Below are 23,513 nucleotides of genomic sequence, written 5' to 3' on the forward strand. Positions count from 1 at the left end.
TGATGCATCCCAAACTCCCGCAGATTAGAAGCCTATGTCCCTGATAGTTCTACTGCTTCTGCCATTCATTGGCAGCTGTCTGGCGGCCTTGCTGCCGCATAACGCGCGTAACACCGAATCCCTGCTGGCTGGCCTGGTGGCCCTGGTCGGCACCGTACAAGTCGCCCTGCTCTACCCCCAGATCGCCCATGGTGGCGTGATCCGTGAAGAATTCATGTGGTTGCCCAGCCTCGGGATGAATTTCGTGCTGCGCATGGATGGCTTCGCCTGGCTGTTCTCGATGCTGGTGCTGGGCATCGGCACGCTGGTGTCGCTGTATGCGCGTTACTACATGTCGCCGGACGACCCGGTGCCGCGTTTCTTTGCGTTTTTCCTGGCCTTCATGGGTGCCATGCTCGGCCTGGTGATTTCCGGCAACCTGATCCAGATCGTGTTTTTCTGGGAACTGACCAGCCTGTTCTCGTTCCTGTTGATCGGTTACTGGCACCACCGCGCCGATGCCAGGCGCGGTGCCTATATGGCGTTGATGGTCACCGGCGCGGGCGGCCTGTGCTTGCTGGCCGGCGTGATGTTGCTGGGGCACATCGTCGGCAGCTATGACCTGGACCAGGTGCTGGCGGCGGGCGATCAGATTCGCGCGCACTCGCTGTACCCGGTGATGCTGGCCCTGGTGCTGATCGGTGCCTTGAGCAAAAGCGCGCAGTTCCCCTTCCATTTCTGGCTGCCCCACGCCATGGCGGCGCCCACGCCGGTTTCGGCCTACCTGCACTCGGCAACGATGGTGAAGGCCGGCGTGTTCCTGCTGGCCCGTCTGTGGCCGTCGCTGTCCGGCAGCGAAGAATGGTTCTGGATCGTCGGCGGCGCCGGTGCCATTACCCTTCTCCTCGGCGCTTACTGCGCCATGTTCCAGAACGATCTCAAGGGCCTGCTGGCCTACTCCACCATCAGTCACCTCGGGCTGATCACCTTGCTGCTGGGTCTCAACAGCCCGCTGGCTGCCGTCGCGGCCGTGTTCCATATCCTCAACCACGCCACCTTCAAGGCCTCGCTGTTCATGGCGGCGGGCATCATCGACCACGAAAGCGGCACGCGGGACATCCGCAAGCTCAGTGGGCTGGTGCGCCTGATCCCGTTTACCGCGACCCTGGCGATGGTGGCCAGTGCCTCGATGGCCGGCGTGCCGTTGCTCAATGGCTTCTTGTCCAAAGAGATGTTCTTCGCCGAAACGGTATTTATCTCGGCAACAAAATGGGTGGAAATCACGCTGCCGGTGATCGCGACCATCGCCGGTACCTTCAGCGTGGCCTATGCGTTGCGGTTTACCGTGGACGTGTTCTTCGGCCCACCGGCAACCGACCTGCCGCACACCCCCCACGAACCCCCGCGCTGGATGCGTGCGCCGGTTGAACTGCTGGTATTTACCTGCCTGTTGGTGGGGATCTTCCCGGCCCAGATGGTCGGGTCGATCCTCGCCGCCGCCGCGCTGCCGGTAGTGGGCGGCGTGCTGCCCGAGTACAGCCTGGCGATCTGGCACGGCTGGAACGCACCGCTGATCATGAGCCTGGTGGCCATGTGCGGCGGCGTGGTGCTTTACCTGATGCTGCGCAAGCAACTCAAGCGCGGCCGCTTCGCCTACCCGCCGCTGATCGGCTACTTCGACGGCAAGCGCGGCTTCGAGCGCTGCCTGGTGCTGATGATGCGCGGCGTGCGCCGCATCGAGAAACGCATCAGCACCAAGCGCCTGCAAACCCAATTGTTCCTGTTGGTGATCGTAGCGGTAATCGGCGCCATGATCCCTATGTTCAACAGCGGCCTGAGCTGGGGCGACCGGCCGAAAATCCCCGGCTCCATCGTGTTCGTCACCCTGTGGCTGCTGGCGATTGCCTGCGCGCTGGGCGCCGCCTGGCAGGCCAAGTACCACCGGCTGGCAGCCCTGACCATGGTCAGCGTGTGCGGCCTGATGACCTGCATTACCTTCGTGTGGTTCTCGGCGCCGGACCTGGCGCTGACGCAACTGGTGGTGGAAGTGGTGACTACCGTGCTGATCCTGCTCGGCCTGCGCTGGCTGCCACGCCGGATCGAAGAGGTCTCGCCGCTGCCAAGCTCCCTGCGCAAGGCGCGCATCCGCCGCCTGCGCGACTTCCTGCTGTCCACCGTGGTGGGCGGCGGCATGGCACTGTTGTCCTACGCGATGCTGACGCGCCAGACGCCCAACGACATCTCCTCGTTCTACCTCAGCCGCGCCCTGCCCGAGGGCGGCGGCAGCAACGTGGTGAACGTGATGCTGGTGGACTTCCGCGGTTTCGATACCCTCGGCGAAATCACCGTGCTCGGCGCGGTGGCGCTGACCGTATATGCGCTGCTGCGGCGCTTCCGCCCGTCGAAGGAAAGCATGGAGTTGCCGCCCCAACAGCGCCAGCTCGCGCCCGATGTGGCCACCGACCTGGTCAACCCGCGCCAGGCCAGCGACACCGCCCTGGGCTACATGATGGTGCCGGCGGTGCTGGTGCGCCTGCTGCTGCCGATAGCGCTGGTGGTGTCGTTCTACCTGTTCATGCGCGGGCATAACCAACCGGGCGGCGGCTTTGTCGCGGGCCTGGTGATGTCGGTGGCGTTTATCCTGCAATACATGGTGGCTGGTACGCAGTGGGTCGAGGCACAGATGAGCCTGCGGCCGATGCGCTGGATGGGCTTTGGCCTGCTCTCGGCGACTCTCACCGGGCTTGGCGCGTTGTTCGTCGGGTACCCGTTCCTCACCACTCACACCTGGCACCTGAGCCTGCCGGTGCTGGGCGATATCCATATCGCCAGCGCCTTGTTCTTCGATGTCGGCGTGTACGCCATGGTCGTCGGCTCGACCCTGCTGATGCTCACCGCCCTCGGCCACCAGTCGGTGCGAGCGCACAAACCGAGCAACCAGCCCAAAACCGTCGCCAACCCACAAGGAGCTGCCGCCTGATGGAAGAAGTCATTGCAATTGCCATTGGGGTGCTGGCAGCTTCCGGCGTGTGGTTGATCCTGCGGCCACGGACGTTCCAGGTGGTGATGGGCCTGTGCCTGTTGTCCTACGGGGTCAACCTGTTCATTTTCAGCATGGGTAGCCTGTTTATCGGCAAGGAGCCGATCATCAAGGACGGCGTGCCGCAAGACCTGCTCAACTACACCGACCCCCTGCCCCAGGCGCTGGTGCTCACGGCCATCGTGATCAGCTTCGCCATGACCGCGCTGTTCCTGGTGGTGTTGCTGGCCTCCCGGGGCCTGACCGGCACCGACCATGTGGATGGCCGGGAGCCAAAGGCATGAATTGGGTCAATCAACTGATCGTCGCGCCGATCCTGCTGCCCTTGCTGACCGCAGCATTGATGCTGATGCTCGGCGAGAAACGCCGCCCGCTGAAGGCAAAAATCAACCTGGTGTCGAGCATGCTGGGGCTGGGCGTCGCCGTCCTGCTGCTCTACTGGACGCAGAAAGGTGGCCCCGGTTCGATCGGCGTATACCTGCCGGGCAATTGGCAAGTGCCGTTCGGTATCGTGCTGGTGGTGGATCAACTGTCGGCGCTGATGCTGGTGCTGACCGGGATCATCGGCGTCAGCGCGCTGCTCTTCGCCATGGCCCGCTGGGACCGTGCCGGCACCAGTTTCCACGCGCTGTTCCAGGTGCAGATGATGGGCCTGTACGGCGCCTTCCTCACCGCCGACCTGTTCAATCTGTTCGTGTTCTTCGAGGTGCTGCTGGCGGCGTCCTACGGCTTGATGCTGCACGGTTCGGGCCGCGCACGGGTGTCGTCGGGGCTGCATTACATCGCGATCAACCTGCTGGCGTCGTCACTGTTTTTGATCGGTGCGGCGATGATCTACGGGGTGACCGGCACGCTGAACTTCGCTGACCTGGCGCTGAAAATCCCGCTGGTGCCGGAGGCCGATCGCGGCCTGCTGCACGCCGGCGCGGCGATCCTGGCCACCGCGTTCCTGGCCAAGGCCGGCATGTGGCCACTGAACTTCTGGCTGGCCCCGGCCTATTCCTCGGCCAGCGCGCCGGTGGCGGCGATGTTCGCGATCATGACCAAGGTGGGCGTGTACACCGTGCTGCGCTTGTGGACGTTGCTGTTCTCCGGCCAGGCTGGCGCTTCGGCGCTGTTTGGCGGTGACTGGCTGGTGTACGGCGGCATGGCGACCATTGTGTGCGCAGCGCTGGCGATGCTCGCGGCGCAGCGCCTGGAACGCATGGCGAGCCTGAGCATCCTGGTTTCGGCCGGGATCCTGTTGTCGTCCGTGGGGTTTGCCCAGCCGAGCCTGACGGCCGGGGCGCTGTTTTACCTGGTCAGCTCCACCCTGGCGCTGAGCGCCCTGTTCCTGCTGGCGGAACTGATCGAACGCTCGCGCTCGGCCAACGACCTGCCACTGGACGAAGAGATAGACGCGCTGCCCAAGGCCATGGAGTCACTGCACCCACGGCCCGGCGTGAACCTCGACGATGAACAGAAAGCCGTGATCGGCCAGGTGATCCCCTGGACCATGGCGTTCCTGGGCTTGAGCTTTGTCGCCTGCGCCTTGTTGATCATCGGCATGCCGCCGCTGTCCGGGTTTATCGGCAAGCTCAGTCTGCTCAATGCACTGATCAATCCGCTGGGCCTGGGCAACGCGGTGAATGAACCCATTCGCCCGGCGGCCTGGGGCCTGGTGGCACTGCTGATCCTGTCTGGCCTGGCCTCGCTGATCGCGTTCGCACGGCTCGGCATCCAGCGCTTCTGGACCCCTGAAGAGCGCCCCTCGCCGTTGCTGCGCCGCTACGAATGCGTGCCGATCTTCTTCTTGCTGGGCTTGAGCATCCTGCTGACCTTCAAGGCCGAGCCGCTGATGCGCTATGCCCAGGCCACCGCCGCCAGCCTGAACAACCCGGAACACTATGTGATGGCAGTGATGGCCACACGGCCGGTGCCGAGCCCTGAAGCCCAGGCCGCCGCGCTGGAGGTGCAACCATGAAGCGACTGTTCCCTGCCCCCTGGCTGTCCCTGGCGCTCTGGATGCTGTGGCTGGTGCTGAACCTGTCGGTCAGCCCCGGTAACCTGCTGCTCGGTGCGCTGCTGGGGGTGCTGGCACCGCTGATGATGGCGCCGCTGCGCCCGCAACCGATCAGCCTGCGCCGTCCCGGTGTGATCCTGCGCCTGTTCCTGCTGGTGGGCCGTGACGTGATTGTGTCCAACCTGCAAGTGGCCTGGGGCGTGCTGCGGTGCGGCACACGAGCGCCGCGTTCGCGCTTTATCAAGATTCCCCTGGACCTGCGCAGCCCCAACGGCCTGGCGGCGCTGTCGATGATCACCACGGTGATCCCCGGCACCATCTGGTCCGAACTGGCGCTGGACCGCAGTATCCTGCTCTTGCACGTGTTCGACCTGGACGAGGAAGCGCCGTTTATCGAGCACTTCAAAGCCACCTACGAGCGGCCCCTGATGGAGATCTTCGAATGAGCGCCCTGCTCGCCAATGCGATCCTGTTCAGCCTGTTCCTGTTCAGCCTGGCCATGGTGCTTACCCTGATCCGCCTGTTCAAAGGCCCATCGGCCCAGGACCGGGTACTGGCACTGGACTACCTGTACATCCTGGCCATGCTGATGATGTTGGTGCTGGGCATTCGTTACGCCAGTGACACCTACTTTGAAGCGGCGCTGTTGATTGCGCTGTTCGGCTTCGTGGGCTCGTTCGCCCTGGCCAAGTTCCTGCTGCGTGGCGAGGTGATCGAATGATGCCGTTATGGATGGAAATTGTCGTCGCCGTGCTGCTGGTGTTAAGCAGCGTGTTTGCGCTGATTGGCGCGATTGGCTTGCTGCGCATGAAAGACTTCTTCCAGCGCATGCACCCGCCGGCACTGGCCTCGACGATTGGGGCCTGGTGTGTCGCATTGGCATCGATCATCTATTTTTCGGTACTCAAGTCCGGGCCGGTGTTGCACGGGTGGTTGATACCGATTCTGTTGTCGATCACGGTGCCGGTGACCACACTGCTATTGGCCCGGACTGCGCTGTTCCGCAAGCGCATGGCCGGCGACGACGTGCCCGCTGAAGTCAGCAGCCGCCGCTGATTAAAGATCGGACACGATCTAAAATGTGGGAGGGGGCTTGCCCCCGATAACGGTGTATCAGTGACAGATTAACTGACTGAGCCACCGCTATCGGGAGCAAGCCCCCTCCCACAGTTGGTAATGCGTCAGGCGAAAGATCAGATGTGGGTTCTAGCTCAATTGCTCGCACAGGAACGCACTGCTGGCGCTCCTGGACGTCGGGTGGAACGCCAACACACGCGTAGCCACCAGCAGATAGGCGACTTCTTCCGACGACATGAACGCCATGCCGCCCATCAGCTCGAAAGCACGCGTGCCGATACGGTTGACGGCTTCCTGCACCGCGAAGCGTGTGGCCTGTGCACGCGCCAGGTCGGCGCGCAAGAATCGGTGTTCATCTATCGACGTTGCCAGCCCCTGTAACGCCATCGTCGCCCCCTGCACATCGATGAGCAACAGCGCCCGATCCTGCGGCGAACCCTTGCCCGCCGTCAATGCACGCGATGCCAATGCCGATGCCATGCCCAGGTAGGACGATGCCGCCAGCAACTGGAACCAGATCGCAAACAAATGGTTACCCGTGCCCTGTTGATCCTCATCGAGTTGCGCATCCACGGTTTTGCTGAAATGCATCATGGACTCGGGAACCATCAGGTTATTGAAGATGACCTCATGGCTGTTCGCCGCTTGCAGATGGGGAACACCCCAGAACTTCCTGCGCTCGATACACGGATCGCCCGCCAGCCCCGCGCCAATGCCAAGATGCAGGTGCCCTTCTGGATCAACGTAGTTGACGCCAAAGGTGATCACGTCGAAGTGATGGGTCATCGTGCACGGCTTCTTGCTGCCATTGACCACATACCCTTCGGCGGTTTTTTCAACGCTCATGGTCGACGACAAAATATCCGAATGCGCGCGCCCCTCGGCGAACCCGGACGCCACCAACAAGTCGTTGCGTGCAACGAGGCTCAACAAGCCCTCAAGATCAGGAAAGAAATAACTGGCTGCCATCATGCCGGCGATGGTGTGGTGATGCATGGTCATCATCACCGCCAGCGACGGGCAATGTGCGCCGACCCACGTGTGCAACTGCGCCAACTTGCGTGCGCTGACACCTTCCCCACCCAGTGCCTCAGCGATGGCAAGCCCAGGCCGGCCCACTGTTCGGAACAGATCGGCCAATCGTTGAGACTCACCCCGTTCAAGTTCCAAAAGTGATGCGGACTCAAGAAAGGCTGCCATTTGCGGTATCAGCTCAAACGCGGTCGTTCGTTCTTCTGTCAAAAACATAGTATTAACACCCTTCAATGGTTCGTGCGGTTTCACAACTCATACTCAATGGAGTGATGACTTAGTTACTTCAGATAATGGCGCGCATAGCGCTGATCCAAATTCGCTAACGGCAACAACGCAAAGAAGTCAGCCGAATGAAAGTCGCAATCCCAGGCCGGTTCACCGCACACCCAGGCACCACTGCGCAAATAACCTTTTAATAAAGGTGGCATCTGCACATGTTTTTCACTTTGAACTTCATGAAGTACATAGGGCGTGTGAGGGGTGACACGGTATTGAGCCGGTGCAACCTGTTCGGGTGTCAATGCACGATAGATGGCCGAGGCCAGATAACCGCCGTCAGCCAAACTGACGCTGGCGCACCCCATCAAATAATCGCAGCCTTCACGCCGCATGTAGGCTGCCAGGCCCGACCACAGCATCATGATCACGCTGCCGCTGCGGTAGTCTGGGTGCACACAGGCATGCCCCGCTTCGATAATACGTGCGCGCAAATGATCCAATCGACTGAGATCGAACTCTCTTTCTGAATAGTAGTGCCCCACGTGCAGGGCGGCTTTAGGGCTCATTAGCCGATAAGTGCCCACTACACGGGCAGTTGTGGTGTCCTGCACTATCAGATGGTCGCAATAGTCATCAAACTCATCGGCATTCAAACCTTGCGTATTTGTAAGTGCCGGCGCCTGAAAGGTTTCATTGAAAACTTTATAACGAAGCGCTTGTACCTCTCGCAGTTGCTCTGGCGTACTGGCGAGGCCAACCGTCAACTTGCCGATACGGGGCGGCACGCCGGAATCCGGATGATTGGTCTGTTTGAGCATTTGCATAGGTGTTCCCTTTTTACAACGCCAAGTAATAAACAAAACATTACCTGCGCCGCTCGAAGGGGGACTGTAAGGAAACTCTGAAACCTGGAGTGAATTGGGCAAGACTAGAACGCAGCGTTACGGGATGCATTCCCGTCAACCCAATGTGGGAGGGGGCTTGCCCCCGATTGCGGTGGGCCAGTTCCAGATGAACTGGCTGAACCACCGCTATCGGGGGCAAGCCCCCTCCCACATTTACATCGACTTATCAGTCAGGCCTGGTCAGCCAACCGCCAGGTCGTGCCGCCCTTCCCGTCTTCCAGCACAACGCCCATTGCGGTCAGTTGGTCACGGATACGGTCGGACTCGGCCCAGTCCTTGTTGGCGCGAGCGGTCAAGCGCGCCTGAATCAACGCGTCCACTTCAGCGGCATCCACGCGCCCTTCGGCGCCGGCTTGCAGGAAGTCATCGGCGTGCATCTGCAACACGCCCAGCACGCTGGCCAGCTCCTTCAAGCGCGCCGCCAGACCCGCCGCCGCGTCGATATCGGTCTCGCGCAAGCGGTTGATCTCACGCACCATCTCGAACAGTACCGCGCAGGCTTCGGGGGTACCGAAGTCGTCGTTCATCACTTCGGTGAAGCGGGCCACGAAGGCTTCGCCGCCGGCAGGAGCCACGACGGGCAGACCTTTGAGCGCATGGTAGAAACGCTCCAGGGCGCCCTTGGCGTCCTTGAGGTTGTCTTCCGAGTAGTTGATGGCGCTGCGGTAATGGCTGGACACCAGCAAGTAACGCACAACCTCCGGGTGGTACTTAGCCAGCACGTCGCGGATGGTGAAGAAGTTGTTCAAGGACTTGGACATCTTCTCGCCATTGATGCGGATCATGCCGCAGTGCATCCAGGCGTTGGCGTAGGTCTTGCCGGTGGCGGCTTCGCTCTGGGCGATTTCGTTCTCGTGGTGCGGGAACTCCAGGTCGCTGCCGCCGCCATGAATGTCGAACGTCTCGCCCAGGCAGCAGGTGGACATCACCGAGCATTCGATGTGCCAGCCCGGACGCCCGGCGCCCCATGGCGACTCCCAGCTTGGCTCGCCAGGCTTGGTGGCTTTCCACAGGACAAAGTCGAGCGGATCCTGCTTGGCTTCGTCGACTTCGATGCGCGCGCCGATGCGCAGGTCTTCGATCTTCTTGCGCGACAGTTTGCCGTAGCCCATGAACTTGGCGACGCGGTAGTACACGTCGCCATTACCTGGCGCGTAGGCGTAGCCCTTGTCGATCAAGGTCTGGATCATCGCGTGCATGCCAGGGATGTGGTCCGTGGCACGCGGTTCCATGTCTGGCTTGAGGATATTGAGGCGCGCCTCGTCCTCATGCATGGCCGCGATCATGCGCTCGGTCAGCGCGTCGAACGACTCGCCGTTTTCGTTGGCGCGGTTGATGATCTTGTCGTCGATGTCGGTAATGTTGCGCACATAGGTCAGGTCATAGCCGCTGAACCGCAACCAGCGGGTCACCAGGTCAAAGGCAACCATGCTGCGGCCATGGCCGATGTGGCAGTAGTCGTACACGGTCATGCCGCACACGTACATGCGCACCTTGTTGCCATCGAGCGGCTTGAAGACTTCTTTGGTCTTGCTGAGTGTGTTGTAGATCGTTAGCACAACGGCTTCCTTAGAGAATCACTGGCCCCACGAATCACGCAAGGTCACGGTACGGTTGAATACCGGATGACCAGGTTTGGAGTCCTTGATATCCGCGCAGAAGTAACCTTCGCGCTCGAACTGGAAACGGTCTTCCGGCTGTGCGTCGCCAAGCGATGGCTCGGCACGACAACCCGTGAGTACTTGCAGGGAGTCTGGGTTGATGTTGTCGAGGAAGCTTGCGCTGTCTTCGGCCTTCTCAGGGTTGGGCGAGCGGAACAGACGATCGTACAGGCGCACTTCGCATTCGATGCTGGCGGCGGCCGGTACCCAGTGCACCACGCCCTTGACCTTGCGGCCTTCGGGGTTTTTGCCCAGGGTGTCCGGGTCGTAGGAGCAGCGCAGTTCGACGATGTTGCCATCGGCGTCCTTGATCGCTTCGTCGGCGCGGATCACGTAGCTGCCGCGCAGGCGTACTTCGCCGTTCGGCTCCAGGCGCTTGTAGCCTTTTGGCGGCTCTTCCATGAAGTCATCGCGGTCGATGTAGATTTCACGGGCGAACGGCAGCTTGCGCACGCCGAGTTCTTCTTTCTGCGGATGACGCGGCAGTTCGAGGTTTTCGACCTGGTCTTGCGGGTAGTTGGTGATCACGACTTTCAATGGACGCAGCACGCACATGGCACGCGGCGCGTTTGCGTCGAGGTCCTGGCGGATGCTGAATTCGAGCATGCCGAAGTCGACCACGCCGTCGGAACGGTTGGTGCCGACCATCTCGCAGAAGTTACGGATCGACGCCGGGGTGTAGCCGCGACGACGGAAGCCCGACAGGGTCGACATGCGCGGGTCGTCCCAGCCATGCACGTGCTTCTCATCCACCAGTTGCTTGAGCTTGCGCTTGCTGGTGATGGTGTAGTTCAGGTTCAGGCGGCTGAACTCGTACTGGCGCGGCTGTGCCGGCACCGGCAGGTTGCTCAGGAACCACTCGTACAGCGGGCGATGGCTCTCGAACTCCAGGGTGCAGATGGAGTGAGTGATGCCTTCGATGGCGTCCGACTGACCGTGGGTGAAGTCGTAGTTGGGGTAGATGCACCACTTGTCACCGGTCTGGTGGTGGTGGGCATGGCGGATGCGGTACATGATCGGGTCGCGCAGGTTCATGTTCGGCGAGGCCATGTCGATCTTGGCGCGCAGCACGCGGGCGCCATCCGGGAACTCACCGGCGCGCATGCGGGCGAACCAGTCGAGGTTCTCTTCTACCGAACGGTCGCGGAACGGGCTGTTCTTGCCCGGCTCGGTCAAGGTGCCGCGGTATTCCCGGGCCTGTTCCGGGCTCAGGTCGTCGACATAGGCCTTGCCGGCCTTGATCAGCTCGACGGCCCAGTCGTGCAGCTGGTCGAAGTACTGCGAGGCATAGCGCACTTTACCGGACCATTCGAAGCCCAGCCACTTCACGTCGCTTTCGATGGCATCGATGTATTCCTGGTCTTCCTTGGCCGGGTTGGTGTCGTCGAAACGCAGGTGCGTGACGCCACCGAACTCCTGGGCCAGCCCGAAGTTCACACAGATCGACTTGGCGTGACCGATGTGCAGGTAGCCGTTGGGCTCTGGCGGGAAACGGGTGACGATCTGCGTGTGCTTGCCCGATTCGAGGTCCGCCTGGATGATCGGGCGCAGGAAATTGACCGGGACGGCAGGTCCGGCCTTGGAATTCGAGGTAGGGTCGACAGTGGGCTTGCTCATAGGATCCTTGAACAGACAGGTTCGTGGCCGGTTGAGGCCAGACAAAACAAAGGCGATATCATAGCTGATGCTGTCAAGGCGCTGACAGCGGTTGAGGTGCTTTTAACGCACCAGTGGTAAAAAACCACCTCGAAATTCCTGCGCGGCACGCTAAACTGCGCGCCTTGGCCGACGTTTAGCCAGACAGGTAAGGCGCCCAGGCGCTCAAACCCACGAATTCCCTGAAAAGAGTAGTGAACATGACTCAAGTCAAACTGACCACCAACCACGGTGACATCGTCATCGAGCTGAACGCCGAGAAAGCGCCGATCACCGTCGCCAACTTCATCGAGTACGTCAAAGCCGGCCACTACGAAAACACTGTTTTCCACCGTGTCATCGGCAACTTCATGATCCAGGGCGGCGGTTTCGAGCCAGGCATGAAAGAGAAGAAAGACAAGCGTCCAAGCATCCAGAACGAAGCGGACAACGGCCTTTCCAACGACAAGTACACCGTCGCCATGGCCCGCACCATGGAGCCGCATTCGGCCTCTGCGCAGTTCTTCATCAACGTTGCCGACAACGCCTTCCTGAACCACAGCGGCAAGAACGTGCAGGGTTGGGGCTACGCCGTGTTCGGTAAAGTCACCGCTGGCACCGACGTTGTCGACAAGATCAAAGGCGTGTCCACCACGTCCAAGGCCGGTCACCAGGATGTTCCCGCAGAAGACGTGATCGTCGAGAAAGCCGAGATCATCGAAGCGTGATATTGCTGATTTCAGACTTGCATCTGGAAGAGGAGCGCCCGGACATCACCCGGGCGTTTCTGGATCTGCTCCACGGCCGCGCCCGTGGCGCCCAGGCGTTGTACATTCTAGGGGACTTCTTTGAAGCCTGGATTGGCGACGATGGGATGACACCGTTCCAGCGCTCCATCTGTGCGGCGCTGCGCGAACTGAGCGACAGCGGCACCCCGATTTTCATCATGCACGGCAACCGCGATTTCCTGATCGGCAGGGCGTTCTGCAAAGCGGCAGGCGCAACCTTGCTCAAGGACCCGAGTGTCGTGCAGCTCGCCGGCGAACCCGTGCTGCTGATGCACGGCGACAGCCTCTGCACCCGCGACCTTGGCTATATGAAGCTGCGGCGCATCCTGCGTAACCCGATTGTGCTGTTTATCCTGAGGCATCTGCCGTTGCGCACCCGCCACAAACTGGCGCGCAAGTTGCGCAGCGAAAGCAGTGCCCAGGTACGCATGAAGGCCAACGACATAGTCGACGTCACGCCCGAAGAAGTACCACGGGTGATGCAGCAATTTGGCGTGCGCACCCTGGTCCACGGCCACACCCACCGCCCTGCCATCCACAAACTGCAGATTGGCGACCAGGCGGCCAAACGCATTGTGCTGGGGGACTGGGACAAGCAAGGGTGGGCGTTGCAGGTGGATGAGCAAGGGTTTCAGTTGGCGGCGTTTGACTTCGTCAATCCGCAGCTGGCGTTGCCTGGCGCTTGAGCCCGAACACCACTGATCCACTGTGAACAGAAATCAAAATGTGGGAGGGGGCTTGCCCCCGATGGCATTCGGTCAGTTACTGATGAGTGGACTGACACACTGCTATCGGGGGCAAGCCCCCTCCCACATTTGATTGCATTTCAACTCTCGGAGATCAGTGGCCGGACGCTTCCGGCCCGGCCTTCGCCCCGAACGGCGGCTTGGCCAGCCACACCAGCAGCATCAGCCCCATGAACATCCACCCCAGCAACGTGAAGTAATCCACGGTGGACATCATATAGGCCTGGCTGGTGAGGATCTGGTCCAGCTGCGTGTAGGCCTTTTGCCCTGCCCCACCGAGCGCCTGCAAGGCATCGCGGGTCGCCGAGTCATAGGTAGTCATGTTCTCGCTCATGTAGGCATGGTGCTGGTCCGCCCGACGAATCCAGATCCAGGTAGTCAGCGACGCCGCAAAGCTACCGCCCAAGGTACGCAGGAAGGTCGCAAGGCCCGCCCCGTCGGCGATCTGCTGTGGCGGCAGGTCGGACATCAGGATGCTCAGGGTCGGCATGAAGAACAGCGCTACGCCGATACCCATGAACAGCTGCACCAGGGCGATGTGGGTGAAGTCCACCTCGTTGGTGAAACCGGCGCGCATGAAGCAGCTCAAGCCAATCGCCAGGAACGCCAGGCCCGCCAGCAGGCGCAGGTCGAACTTGTGCGCGTACTTGCCCACGAACGGCGACATCAGCACCGGCAGGATACCGATGGGCGCCACCGCCAGCCCGGCCCAGGTCGCGGTGTAGCCCATCTGGGTTTGCAGCCATTGCGGCAGAATCAGGTTGATACCGAAGAAGCCCGCATAGCCCAGGATCAGCACGATGGTGCCGATGCGAAAGTTGCGGTAAGCGAACAGGCGCAGGTTGACCACCGGGTGCTTGTCGGTCATCTCCCAGATGACGAACACCGCCAGGGCAATCGCCGAGATCACCGCACCGATAATGATGAAGTTGGATTCGAACCAATCCAGGTCGTTGCCCTTGTCGAGGATGATCTGCAAGGCGCCGACGCCGACGATCAGGCTCAACAAGCCCACGTAGTCCATCGGCTGATGGCTGGTGACCACCGCACGCTTCTTCAACTGCGCACGCACCACCATCACCGCAAAGATGCCGATGGGCACGTTGATGAAGAAGATCCACGGCCAACTGTAACTGTCGGTGATCCAGCCGCCGAGGATCGGCCCGGCAATCGGCGCCACCACCGTGACCATCGCCAGCAGCGCCAGGGCCATGCCGCGCTTGGCCGGCGGGTAGACCGCGATCAGCAGCGTCTGGGTCATCGGGTACAACGGCCCGGCGACCAGGCCCTGCAACACGCGAAAGCCGATCAACTCGGGCATCGACGTGGAGATACCGCACAGGAACGACGCCAGCACAAACAGCAGGGTTGCCCACAGAAACAGCTTCACCTCGCCAAACCGGCGGCTCAGCCAGCCAGTAAGCGGCAAGGCAATCGCGTTGCTCACCGCAAACGAAGTGATGACCCAGGTGCCCTGCTCCGAACTCACGCCCAGGTTGCCGGAAATAGTCGGCAGCGCCACGTTGGCGATGGTGGTGTCGAGCACCTGCATGAAGGTCGCCAGCGACAGCCCGATAGTGGCCATCAACAGGCTGGGTGGCGTGAACGAGGCGTTATTGCTCATCAGCGTTGCGCAGCCTTGGGAGCGGCGACGCTGTTGTCATGGATCAACTGGTTGATCATGGCATCGGCCTCGGCCAATTGGCGGTCATACACGTTGGTGGTGAACGACGCTTTCTGCGGCGCCTGTTGCGCCAAAACCGGACCGCTCTGGTCATGCAGGTCCACATTCACCACGGTGCTCAAACCGACCCGCAGCGGGTGCTTGGCCAGCTCTTCGGCGTTGATATGGATGCGCACTGGCACTCGTTGCACGATCTTGATCCAGTTGCCGGTGGCGTTCTGTGCGGGCAGCAGGGCGAACGCGCTGCCGGTGCCGGCGCCCAGGCTGTCGACGGTGCCGCTGTACTTCACATCGCTGCCATAGATGTCGGATTCGATATCCACCGGCTGGCCGATGCGCATGTCACGCAGCTGGGTTTCCTTGAAGTTGGCGTCGATCCACAGCTGGTCCAGCGGGATCACCGCCATCAGCGCGGTGCCCGGTTGTACGCGCTGGCCCAGTTGCACGGTGCGCTTGGCCACATAGCCGGTAACCGGTGCGATCAAGGTGCTGCGCGCATTGGTCAGGTAGGCCTGGCGCAGTTGCGCGGCGGCGGCCTGCACATCCGGGTGGGACGAAATCACCGTGTCATCCACCAGTGCGTTGCTGGTCTTGAGTTGCTGCTCAAGGTTGGTCAAGGCGTTCTTTGCCGCAGTCAGGCTGTCACGGGCGTGGGACAGTTCTTCCTGGGAGATCGCCCCGCCCTGGGCCAGGGTCTTGCGCCGGTTGTAGTTGTCCTGGGCCGTCTGCACATCGGCTTTCTGCGCATTGACCTGGGCTTTCATACCGTCGACGTTGCTGTACAAGCCACGGACCTGGCGCACCGTGCGGGCCAGGTTGGCCTGGGCACTTTGCAGGCCGACGGCGGCGTCGTTGGGGTCGAAGCTGACCAGCACCTGGCCCTCGCGGACCAGGTCGCCATCGTCGGCGCCGATGCTGACCACGGTACCGGTGACCAGCGGGGTGATTTCCACCACGTTGCCATTCACATAGGCGTCATCGGTGCTTTCATTGAAGCGCCCGTAGAACTCGTACCAGGCCCAGACGCCGACGACACCCAGGATGACGATCAGCGCCAGGCCGATCAGCAGGACTTTGCGTTTGCGTGGGTTGTTGTCTTGGGTGTGTTCGGCTGTGTTGTTGCTGTCGGCAGTGGCCATGAAAAATACCTCGAATTATTCCGTGCGGTGGGCTGGGGTGGTCGCGGCCACGTTGTTGGCGTTGAACCCGCCACCCAGGGCCTGCATCAATTGAATCGACAGATCGATCTGCGCAGCATTCAAGCTCGCCAGCTGACGCTGGGCCTGCAGCAATTGCTGCTCGATGCTGAGCACATCCAGGTAGTTACCGATGCCGGAGCTGTAGCGCTGCACCCCGGTGTCGTAGGACTGCTGGGCGATGTCCGCGGCGTGTTGCTGGGCCTGGATCTGCCGGCCTGTGTCGCGCAGTTGCGACAGGGTGGTGCCGATATCGCCCAGGGCTTGCACCAGGGTCTTGTTGTACTGGGCCACGGCCAGGTCGTAATCGGCGTCGCGGGCATCGAGGTCCGCGCGCAGGCGGCCACCGTCGAAGATCGGCAGCGAGATCGTCGGCGCAATGTTGAAGAAGCGGCTGGCCGAACCAAACATCGCATCGCCCAGCAACGATTCGGCGCCGGCGCTCGCGCTCAGGTTGAGGTTGGGGTAGAAGCGGGTCTTGCTCGCGGCGATGTCCTTGCTCGCGGCTTCTACCCGCCAACGTGCGGCCACCAGGTCCGGGCGGCGGCCGAGCAATTCGGCGGGCAGCACCGACGGCACGGCCACCGCCGCGGGCTTGAGCACATTCGGGCGGGCCAATTCGTTGCCACGGTCCGGGCCTTTGCCGAGCAACACCGCCAGGGCAATTTTGGCGCTTTGCAGCTGTTTTTCCGCATCGATCAACTGCGACTGGGAGCTGGCTTCCAGGCTTTCGGTTTGCTGGTATTGGTATTCGCTGTCGATACCGGAACTCAGGCGGCGCTTGCTCAGGTCGAGCATCTGGCGGGTACGCTTGAGGTCATCGGCGGCCAGGTCACGCACGATATGCGCCTGGCCCAGATCGCTGTAGGCCTTGGCCACGTTGGCGGCCAGGGTCAGGCGCGCGGCCTGCTGGTCGACTTCGGCGGCGCGGGCCTGGCCGAGTGCGGCTTCCCAGGCTGCGCGTTGGCCGCCCCACAGGTCAAAGTTGTAATTGAAGCTGGCGCCGATATTGCGCACCGTCGAATAGGCATCGCCCTCCCCGCGCGGGTCCTGGTCCTTGGCCAGCCGCGAACGGCTGACACCGGCGCTGGCATCCAGCGTCGGCATGCGCGCGGCGTTGGCGGCATAGGCAGCGGCCTCGGCCTGGTGCGCACGGGCGCTGGCCACTTGCATGTCGGGGCTGTGTTGCAGGGCTTCCTGGATCAGGCCGTCGAGCTCGGGGTCGCCGAGGCTCTTCCACCAGTCGGCGGCAGGCCATGCGGCGCTGGACAGGCTGACGCCGCTCAGGGATTTGCCGGTTTGCAAGGTGTTGGCGTCGAGGCGTTTGCCTTGGGTATCAAGGCCGCTGTAGTTGGCGCAACCGGCCAACGTCATCGCCATCAGCACCAGGCTGAATGCGCGTGTGTTCATCAATGACCTACCCGCTGGAGGGTGATGGGATCACCCGCAGCTATCAGAATTTTCTTGAGGATCCGTTCCAGGGTTTCCAACTCGCCCGCCTCGAGTACACCGGCCAGCTGGTTGAGGGCCTGGGCGCCGATCTGCGGCAGCATGTCGGCCAGGCGCTGGCCGTCGGCGGTGAGCACCAACTGCACCTGGCGGCGGTCGAGTTCGGAACGTTTGCGACTGAGCAGCTGTTTTTGCTCCAGACGGTCGAGCATGCGCGTCATCGAGCCGCTGTCCAGGGACAGGTTGCGACACAGCTCGGCCGGAGTATCGACGCCGAACTGGGCCATGATGATCAACACCTTGAACTGCGCGGCGGTGATGCCGTGGGGTTCCATATGGGTGTCGATGATGCGGTCCTTGAGGATCGCAGCGCGGCCCAGCAACAGGCCGAGGTGGCAGTTGTGGAAGTTGTCCGGGGTGAAGTGAGGCATCGGAAGTCACCTTATTACTGCCTAGGCAGTGAATGTGTGACGAGATATTACTGCTTAGGCAGCGAATGTCAAATCCAATAGTTAGGTTGCTTGGTAATCACATGAAAATTGAAGTGAATACATATCCATGTGGGAGGGGGCTTGCCCCCGATAGCAGTCTGTCAGTCAGCTTATCTGTAGCTGACCCACCGCTATCGGGGGCAAGCCCCCTCCCACATTTTTTCCGAGTAAGGCTTAAAAATCGCGCTTGTAAAAGATGTCCAGCGAACTGGCCACGCCCGTGGCCACTTCCAGATACACCTTCTTGCTCAGCAGGTAGCGCAACGCAATGGTGTTGGCCGGTTCGAACACCCCGACCCCGTAACGCAGGCTCAACTTCTCGTTGATCTTGCCGCTGGCCACCACCGCGGTGTTGTTGCCGGTGCCCTGGGTGTCCAGGTCGAAATCCTGGATCCCCAGTTTGTTGGCGATGTCGGTGGTTACCCCGGCGCTGCCCATCAGGCCCAGGCCCAGGGCGGCTTCGGCGAGCATGTTGTTGTCTTCACCGTTGTTGGTCCGCGAACGCCCCAGCACCAGGTAGGACAGCGCGTCTTCCTGGGCCATGGCAGGCTCGGAGAAGATCTGTGTGGTCGGCTGCTCGGCACTGCCGCTCAAACGGATGCCAGCGGTAACCGTGCGCGAGGATTCGGTGGTCACGCGTACCGCCTCGATGTCCAGGAACGGCTGGTCCAACGGCCCGGCGAACAGCAGCCGCGCACGGCGCACATTCAGGCGCTGGCCGTAGGCACGATAACGGCCGTCGTTGAGCCACAGCTCGCCACGGGTGTCCATGTTGTCGCCGATATGCACGTGGCCCCGCACTTTGGCGGTGAGGCCAAAGCCGGCGAAGTTGAGCTGATCTTCGCCCACCTCCACGTCGATATCCATGGCCATGGCCATCGGCGGCTTGCCCTCTTCGGTCTGGCTGCCGACGATCACCGTGTCATCGGACACCTTGACCGTCGATGGCGGCAGTTCGCGCACGGTGATATCGCCGCGAGGGATGTGCACCTTGCCGGCGATCGCCAGCTTGTCGTCCTTGAGGCTGATCTTCAGGTCGGGCGCCACTTCCAATACGGCATAAGGCTCTACCGTCACGGGCAGTTGCGAGCCCTTGAGGCTCAGGTCGACCACCAGCGCGCGGCCCCAGTCGATCTGCCCCCGCAGGCTGCCCTGCCCGGCCTTGCCACTGCGCCAGGCGCCATTGAGCTGCACGCTTTCGCCAGCAATCAGGGCTTGCACGTTCAAGCCTTCCAGGCTCACGGGCAACTCGGGCCCGGAGACTTCACCGTCTACCAGGTTGACGCTGCCGTTGACCTGGGGCGCGAGCAAGCCACCGGAAATCCGCCCGCTGCCATTGAGCTTGCCGGTGAGCTTTTCCACCATCGGCACGAACGGCCGTGCCACCGCCAAGTCCAGCCCGGTGAGGCTGAAATTGCCAGTGATCGGCTTGCTGGCCGGCAATGGATTGATCTGCGCCTGCAGCAGCAACTCGCCGAGCTTGCCGCCATGGAAATTCAGCTGGGTATCGATGCGCTTGGGGTTGAGGGTGGTTTCCAGCTTCAGCGTGTCATAGGGGAAATCCAACCACTGGCCGTTGTCCCTGACGCGCAGGTTGCCGCCACCGGCGTCCACCGACACCACGCCTTTGGGGCCGCTGGCCGGCAGATCCAGTTGCACATCGGCGTTGAGCCTGCCCTGCCAGGCGAAGTCCTTGGGCAGGAACGCCGCCAGGCTGTCGAGGGGGAACTGCTTGAGGTGGTAACGCAGCTTCGGCTCCGGCATCAGGCGCTGGTCTTCGCCGCACAGGCTGGCGCCGCCGGACACCCAGCAATGAGCGGCGAAGGTCAACTTGCCGTCGGCCAGGCGCTCGATTTTCGCCGGGGCCTGCAGGCGCCAGTCCTGGCCGCCCGCTTGCACGTCGCCACTGGCCAGGCGCCCGCGCCAGTTGCCTTTGTCGAGATTGCCGTCCAGGGCCAGGGCCAGCTTGAGCAGCGGGCCGGCCAGGTCCAGCTGGACCTTCTGGTTCTTGATATCGCCCTGGGCACTGGCGGTGAGGGTACCGACCTGGGTCTCGCCGCTTTGGATGCCGCTGCCCTTGAGGTCGACCCGGGCGCGCTGGGCGCTGTCCAGTGTCGCGTCGAGGCTGAGGCTTTGCAGGCGGTTGTCGGCCAATGCCAGTTGCTGGCCCTTGAGGTCGAGCTTGCCTTGCGGCGCCTTCAAGGTGCCGGCGACATCGACGCGGCCATTGATCTGCCCGCGCAGCTGCGGCCAGAGCTGGGCCAGGCGCGCCAGCTTGATGTCGATCTGCCCGGCCAGGCGCTGCTGCAGGCTGCCGCTGCCGTTGATGCGGTTGTCGCCCAGGCGGATATCCAGGTTGGCGAGTGTCCATTGCTCCCCCGCGCCCTCGGCCTTGGCCGCCAGCACGGCGGTTTGCCCGCGCAGGCGGCCCTTGAGGTCAAGGTCGGCGTTGAGCTTGAGTTGCTCGTTCCTGAATTCGCCTTTGCTGCGCAGTGGCCCAGCCAGGGTGCCGGGCAATTCGGCAACCCAATACGCCGGGTTCAACGCAGTCAAATCCAACGCGGTGTCCCAGGCGATACCGTCGGCAAATTGCACCGTCACACGGCCTTCGGCTCTACCCTGGCCAGCAGTCAGCTTGAGCTCGGGCAGGAAGATCTGCTTGAGGTCGCCACTGAACGGCGTGACCACATTGAACTTGCCGGCCGGGCCGTCGAGATCGGCCTTGAGGTTGCCCAGGTAGTTGCCGTCTTTGTAGGAAATCTCACCGTTGAAGGTGCGCAAAGCGACCTGCGGCTCGTCGATCAGCGGATAGAGGCGATGCCAGGGAAAGTCGAGCCAGTCGATCCTGGCGTCGGCGCTGAAGCCTTGTTGCCAGTCCAGGTTGGCACTGAGCTTGAGGCTTTGCTGGTCACCGGCAGTCAGGTCCAGGCCGGCGATTTGCGCGCCCTTGGCGTCGACCTTGCCTTGCAGCAGCAGATCCACCGGGCCTTTCTCAGCCGGCAATACTGCTTTGCCCAGCAATTGGTAACCGCTTTTCAGGTCACCCTTGGCGCTCAGGTCCAGTTGATTGAGCTGCAAGGTGTCGGGCAGATCGGCGCTGGGTTTGAAGACGTCGGCGGTGATGCGCAATTGCGCCGGCAGGTTGTCCACCAGCGGCTGCAACTCGCCACTGAGCTTGGCCGGCAGGTAGCCGCTGCTGTCAGCGTCGAGCTTGAGTGTCTTGAGCAGGTCGCCGTCGACCTTGAGGGCCACCGTCCAGGGCGCGCCGCCAGGCGCATAAGGCAGGCTGAGTTGACCGCTGGCCGTCAAAGGCCAGTCACCGACCGGTTGCAGCAGGCCGGACAAGTCCAGCACCAGGTCGTCCCGTTGCAGGTGCACCGCGTCGATCTGCAAGCCTTCGGCAGTCCAGTGCGCGGCCAGTTGCAGGCCCTTGAGTTGTTCACTGCCGTTCAACAGCAACGTACCGACGCGAACCTCGCCCAACTGGATGGCCAGCGGCAGTTTCAGATCCGGCAGCGCAATAGGCCCGCTGCTCTCTTCGGCGCTGGGCGCAAATTGCAGGCTTACCTGTTCCACGTCCAGCTTGTCGATGCACAACGTCATGCGCAGCAAGCACGCGGGCGACCAGGCAAACGTCGGCGCATTCAGCTCGACGCGGCTGCCGTCTTGTTCCCATAGCAGGTGGTCGGCACGCCACTGGCCACCAAGACGCCCCTCGAAGTTGTCGACGCTCAACCCCGGCACCAGGCCCAAGGCCCAGCGGCTGCCTACCTGGGTAGCCAATACCGACCACAGCGCCAGCACCACTACGGCGAGGATGGCAATCAGCACCAGCCCCGCTATCTTCAAACCACGCATCACAGCTCAGGCCCCATGGAAAAGTGCAATCGAATGCCGCCCGGGTCTTCCAGCGCATGGGCGAGGTCGAGGCGGATCGGGCCAACCGGCGAAACCCAGCGCACCCCCACGCCCACACCGGTTTTCAGGCTGGGCATTTCCAGGGTATTGAACGAGTTGCCCTGGTCGATGAAGGTCGCGATGCGCCATTTATCGGCGATGGAGTATTGGTACTCGGCACTCAGGGCCACCATGTAGCGGCCACCAATGCGATCACCGCGGTCGTTTTCCGGTGACAGGGTCTGGTATTCATAACCCCGTACGCTCTGGTCGCCACCGGCAAAGAAGCGCAGTGACGGCGGCACCGACTGGTAGCCGTTGGTGGCACTGCCGCCCAGTTGCGCGCGGCCCAGGAAGCGGTGGTTATCCCACAAGGTGGTCAAACCCTTGATCGTGGCGGTGCCGTAGAGCAGGTTGGTGTCGGAACCGAGCCCTTCCTTGGCGACCTTGCTGTCGAACATCAGGCGATAACCGTTATGTGGGTCGATGCGGTTGTCGCTGCGCAGGTAGGAGTAGCTGATGCCCGGCATCACCAGGTTACTCATGCCCGAGTCATTGCCCAGGCTGTATTCTTCACGCTGGTATTTGAGTGAGATAACCCGCGTCCAGCCGCTGGGCAATTTACTGTGCCATTCGGGACCGAGGGTGAGCAACTTGCTCAGGGTGTCGGTGTTGGCCAGCTCTTCATTCTGGTAACCGCCGGCGAAGCGCAATTTATCGGTGAGCGGTGGGTCGAGCGGCACGTCATACCACAGCCCAACGTTCTGCCGCGGCGCCGACAGTTCGGCTTCCCAGCCATAACTGTGGCCCTGGGGATTGACCCAGTGGCGCGTCCAGTTGGCCTTGCCCCGAGGGCCGACGTCCGTCGAGAAACCCAGGCCCAGGCCCATGGTGCGTGGCTTGCGCGTGTCCAGCTGCACGGCCACCGGAATCACATCGTTGGTCGAGGCCGTGGGGCTGGCGTCCACGCGCACGCTTTCGAAGAAACCGCTGGCTTGCAGGTTCTGGTTGAGTTCGGCGATCAGTTCGGAGTCGTAAGGTGTGCCGCTTTCAAAGGGCACCATGCGTTGCAGCAGTTCTTCATCGAATGGCGTGTCGCCGGCGAAACTGACCTTACCCATGCTGTAGCGCGGGCCACTGTCGTACACCAGCTCGATATCGGCGACGCCCGCCTGGGGATCTACCGAGAGTTTCTGGCGGGTAAAGCGCCCGCTGAAGAAACCATAGCGCGACGCCTGGTTCTGGATCAGGCGCTTGGCATCGTCGTAATGGCCGTGATTGAGCACCGCGCCGGGCTTGAGCTCGTCACTGGCGGGCACGCGGAACGCCTTGAGGCTGGCCGCCGGGCCGTCGACCCGCAGGGTGACGTTGCGCAAGTGCACGGGTTCGCCGGGGTCGATGGTCAGGGTCAGGCGCGGGTTCTTGCCGCCCTTCACATCGCTGGCAATCTGCGGCTGATAGAAGCCCAGCGCCTGGGCGGCTTTGCGCGCCTGTTCTTCGGCGCCGCGACTGAAGCGCAGCAGCGCTTCTTCATCACGATCGCCCACCCCGCCGATGTAGCCTTCGATGTTGGCTTTCAGCGCGTCGTTTGAGGGTTTGACTCGCACGTCCAGCTCGCTTTGCGCCAATGCGCCGCAGCTTGTGAACAGCAGTATCAAGCCGCTGGTAAATCTTCCTGGAAACTTCATAGGCGCGGATGCTACACGAGC

At 62.2% G+C, this 23,513-nt stretch carries 18 protein-coding genes; 8 read left to right on the forward strand and 10 right to left on the reverse strand.

Annotated elements, in window-relative coordinates; genetic code table 11:
* The first annotated feature begins 34 nt into the window (after window positions 1-34).
* Genes C4J94_RS16560 through C4J94_RS16585 form a run of 6 tightly spaced genes read left to right on the forward strand, consistent with a single transcriptional unit; the run spans window position 35 to window position 6,077 of the window.
* A complete protein-coding gene (locus C4J94_RS16560) occupies window positions 35-2,959 on the forward strand; it encodes a monovalent cation/H+ antiporter subunit A (RefSeq protein ID WP_124387168.1) in 2,925 nt (974 codons plus the stop codon).
* A complete protein-coding gene (locus C4J94_RS16565; protein WP_124363330.1) occupies window positions 2,959-3,303 on the forward strand; it encodes a Na+/H+ antiporter subunit C in 345 nt (114 codons plus the stop codon). The genes C4J94_RS16560 and C4J94_RS16565 overlap by 1 nt, the downstream gene beginning before the upstream one ends.
* Complete coding sequence (locus C4J94_RS16570; protein ID WP_124387169.1) at window positions 3,300-4,982, forward strand: monovalent cation/H+ antiporter subunit D; 1,683 nt, start codon at window positions 3,300-3,302, stop codon at window positions 4,980-4,982. The genes C4J94_RS16565 and C4J94_RS16570 overlap by 4 nt, the downstream gene beginning before the upstream one ends.
* Window positions 4,979-5,467, forward strand: coding sequence for a Na+/H+ antiporter subunit E (locus C4J94_RS16575; RefSeq protein WP_124387170.1), 489 nt, complete (start codon window positions 4,979-4,981; stop codon window positions 5,465-5,467). The genes C4J94_RS16570 and C4J94_RS16575 overlap by 4 nt, the downstream gene beginning before the upstream one ends.
* Complete coding sequence (locus C4J94_RS16580; RefSeq protein WP_076950843.1) at window positions 5,464-5,742, forward strand: K+/H+ antiporter subunit F; 279 nt, start codon at window positions 5,464-5,466, stop codon at window positions 5,740-5,742. Before C4J94_RS16575 ends, C4J94_RS16580 begins: the two co-directional genes overlap by 4 nt.
* The gene (locus C4J94_RS16585; RefSeq protein WP_124367455.1) at window positions 5,739-6,077 is read left to right on the forward strand and encodes a Na+/H+ antiporter subunit G; all 339 of its coding nucleotides are present in this window, start codon (window positions 5,739-5,741) and stop codon (window positions 6,075-6,077) included. The genes C4J94_RS16580 and C4J94_RS16585 overlap by 4 nt, the downstream gene beginning before the upstream one ends.
* 150 nt (window positions 6,078-6,227) lie before the next feature.
* On the opposite strand, the gene C4J94_RS16590 is transcribed toward C4J94_RS16585, so the two are convergent.
* The 4 genes from C4J94_RS16590 to C4J94_RS16605 all read right to left on the reverse strand — a co-directional run bounded on the left by C4J94_RS16590 (window position 6,228) and on the right by C4J94_RS16605 (window position 11,535).
* Window positions 6,228-7,382 (reverse strand): acyl-CoA dehydrogenase family protein, encoded by a 1,155-nt coding sequence (locus C4J94_RS16590; protein WP_124387171.1) that lies wholly within the window; start codon window positions 7,380-7,382, stop codon window positions 6,228-6,230.
* A gap of 29 nt (window positions 7,383-7,411) precedes the next feature.
* The gene (locus C4J94_RS16595; RefSeq protein ID WP_124387172.1) at window positions 7,412-8,176 is read right to left on the reverse strand and encodes a GNAT family N-acetyltransferase; all 765 of its coding nucleotides are present in this window, start codon (window positions 8,174-8,176) and stop codon (window positions 7,412-7,414) included.
* A 251-nt stretch (window positions 8,177-8,427) separates the two neighbouring features.
* Window positions 8,428-9,816, reverse strand: a complete 1,389-nt coding sequence (cysS, locus tag C4J94_RS16600) for a cysteine--tRNA ligase (RefSeq protein WP_124387173.1) — start codon at window positions 9,814-9,816, stop codon at window positions 8,428-8,430.
* Between the two features lie 18 nt (window positions 9,817-9,834).
* Window positions 9,835-11,535 (reverse strand): glutamine--tRNA ligase/YqeY domain fusion protein, encoded by a 1,701-nt coding sequence (locus C4J94_RS16605; RefSeq protein ID WP_124387174.1) that lies wholly within the window; start codon window positions 11,533-11,535, stop codon window positions 9,835-9,837.
* Window positions 11,536-11,774: 239 nt separating this feature from the next.
* On the opposite strand from C4J94_RS16605, the gene C4J94_RS16610 reads away from it, so the two are divergent.
* Window positions 11,775-12,281, forward strand: coding sequence for a peptidylprolyl isomerase (locus tag C4J94_RS16610; protein WP_065877469.1), 507 nt, complete (start codon window positions 11,775-11,777; stop codon window positions 12,279-12,281).
* Window positions 12,278-13,027, forward strand: a complete 750-nt coding sequence (gene lpxH / locus C4J94_RS16615; protein ID WP_124387175.1) for a UDP-2,3-diacylglucosamine diphosphatase — start codon at window positions 12,278-12,280, stop codon at window positions 13,025-13,027. The genes C4J94_RS16610 and lpxH overlap by 4 nt, the downstream gene beginning before the upstream one ends.
* Window positions 13,028-13,181: 154 nt before the next feature.
* Here lpxH and C4J94_RS16620 read toward each other — a convergent pair whose 3' ends face one another.
* The 6 genes from C4J94_RS16620 to C4J94_RS16645 form a co-directional block, all read right to left on the reverse strand.
* A complete protein-coding gene (locus C4J94_RS16620) occupies window positions 13,182-14,711 on the reverse strand; it encodes a DHA2 family efflux MFS transporter permease subunit (RefSeq protein ID WP_124387176.1) in 1,530 nt (509 codons plus the stop codon).
* Window positions 14,711-15,910 (reverse strand): efflux RND transporter periplasmic adaptor subunit, encoded by a 1,200-nt coding sequence (locus C4J94_RS16625; protein ID WP_124387177.1) that lies wholly within the window; start codon window positions 15,908-15,910, stop codon window positions 14,711-14,713. The genes C4J94_RS16620 and C4J94_RS16625 overlap by 1 nt, the downstream gene beginning before the upstream one ends.
* A gap of 15 nt (window positions 15,911-15,925) precedes the next feature.
* Entirely contained in the window at window positions 15,926-17,377 is a 1,452-nt protein-coding gene (locus C4J94_RS16630) for an efflux transporter outer membrane subunit (RefSeq protein ID WP_124387178.1), read from the reverse strand.
* A complete protein-coding gene (locus tag C4J94_RS16635) occupies window positions 17,377-17,847 on the reverse strand; it encodes a MarR family winged helix-turn-helix transcriptional regulator (RefSeq protein ID WP_124387179.1) in 471 nt (156 codons plus the stop codon). The genes C4J94_RS16630 and C4J94_RS16635 overlap by 1 nt, the downstream gene beginning before the upstream one ends.
* Window positions 17,848-18,081: 234 nt before the next feature.
* Window positions 18,082-21,765 (reverse strand): translocation/assembly module TamB domain-containing protein, encoded by a 3,684-nt coding sequence (locus C4J94_RS16640; protein WP_124387180.1) that lies wholly within the window; start codon window positions 21,763-21,765, stop codon window positions 18,082-18,084.
* Window positions 21,765-23,492 carry an autotransporter assembly complex family protein gene (locus tag C4J94_RS16645; RefSeq protein WP_124387181.1) on the reverse strand — a complete coding sequence of 576 codons (1,728 nt, stop codon included), beginning with the start codon at window positions 23,490-23,492 and terminating at the stop codon, window positions 21,765-21,767. The genes C4J94_RS16640 and C4J94_RS16645 overlap by 1 nt, the downstream gene beginning before the upstream one ends.
* Between the last annotated feature and the right edge of the window lie 21 nt (window positions 23,493-23,513).

Origin of the sequence: Pseudomonas sp. R5-89-07, from assembly GCF_003851685.1 — a bacterium.
In the GTDB taxonomy this organism is placed as follows: Bacteria; Pseudomonadota; Gammaproteobacteria; order Pseudomonadales; family Pseudomonadaceae; genus Aquipseudomonas.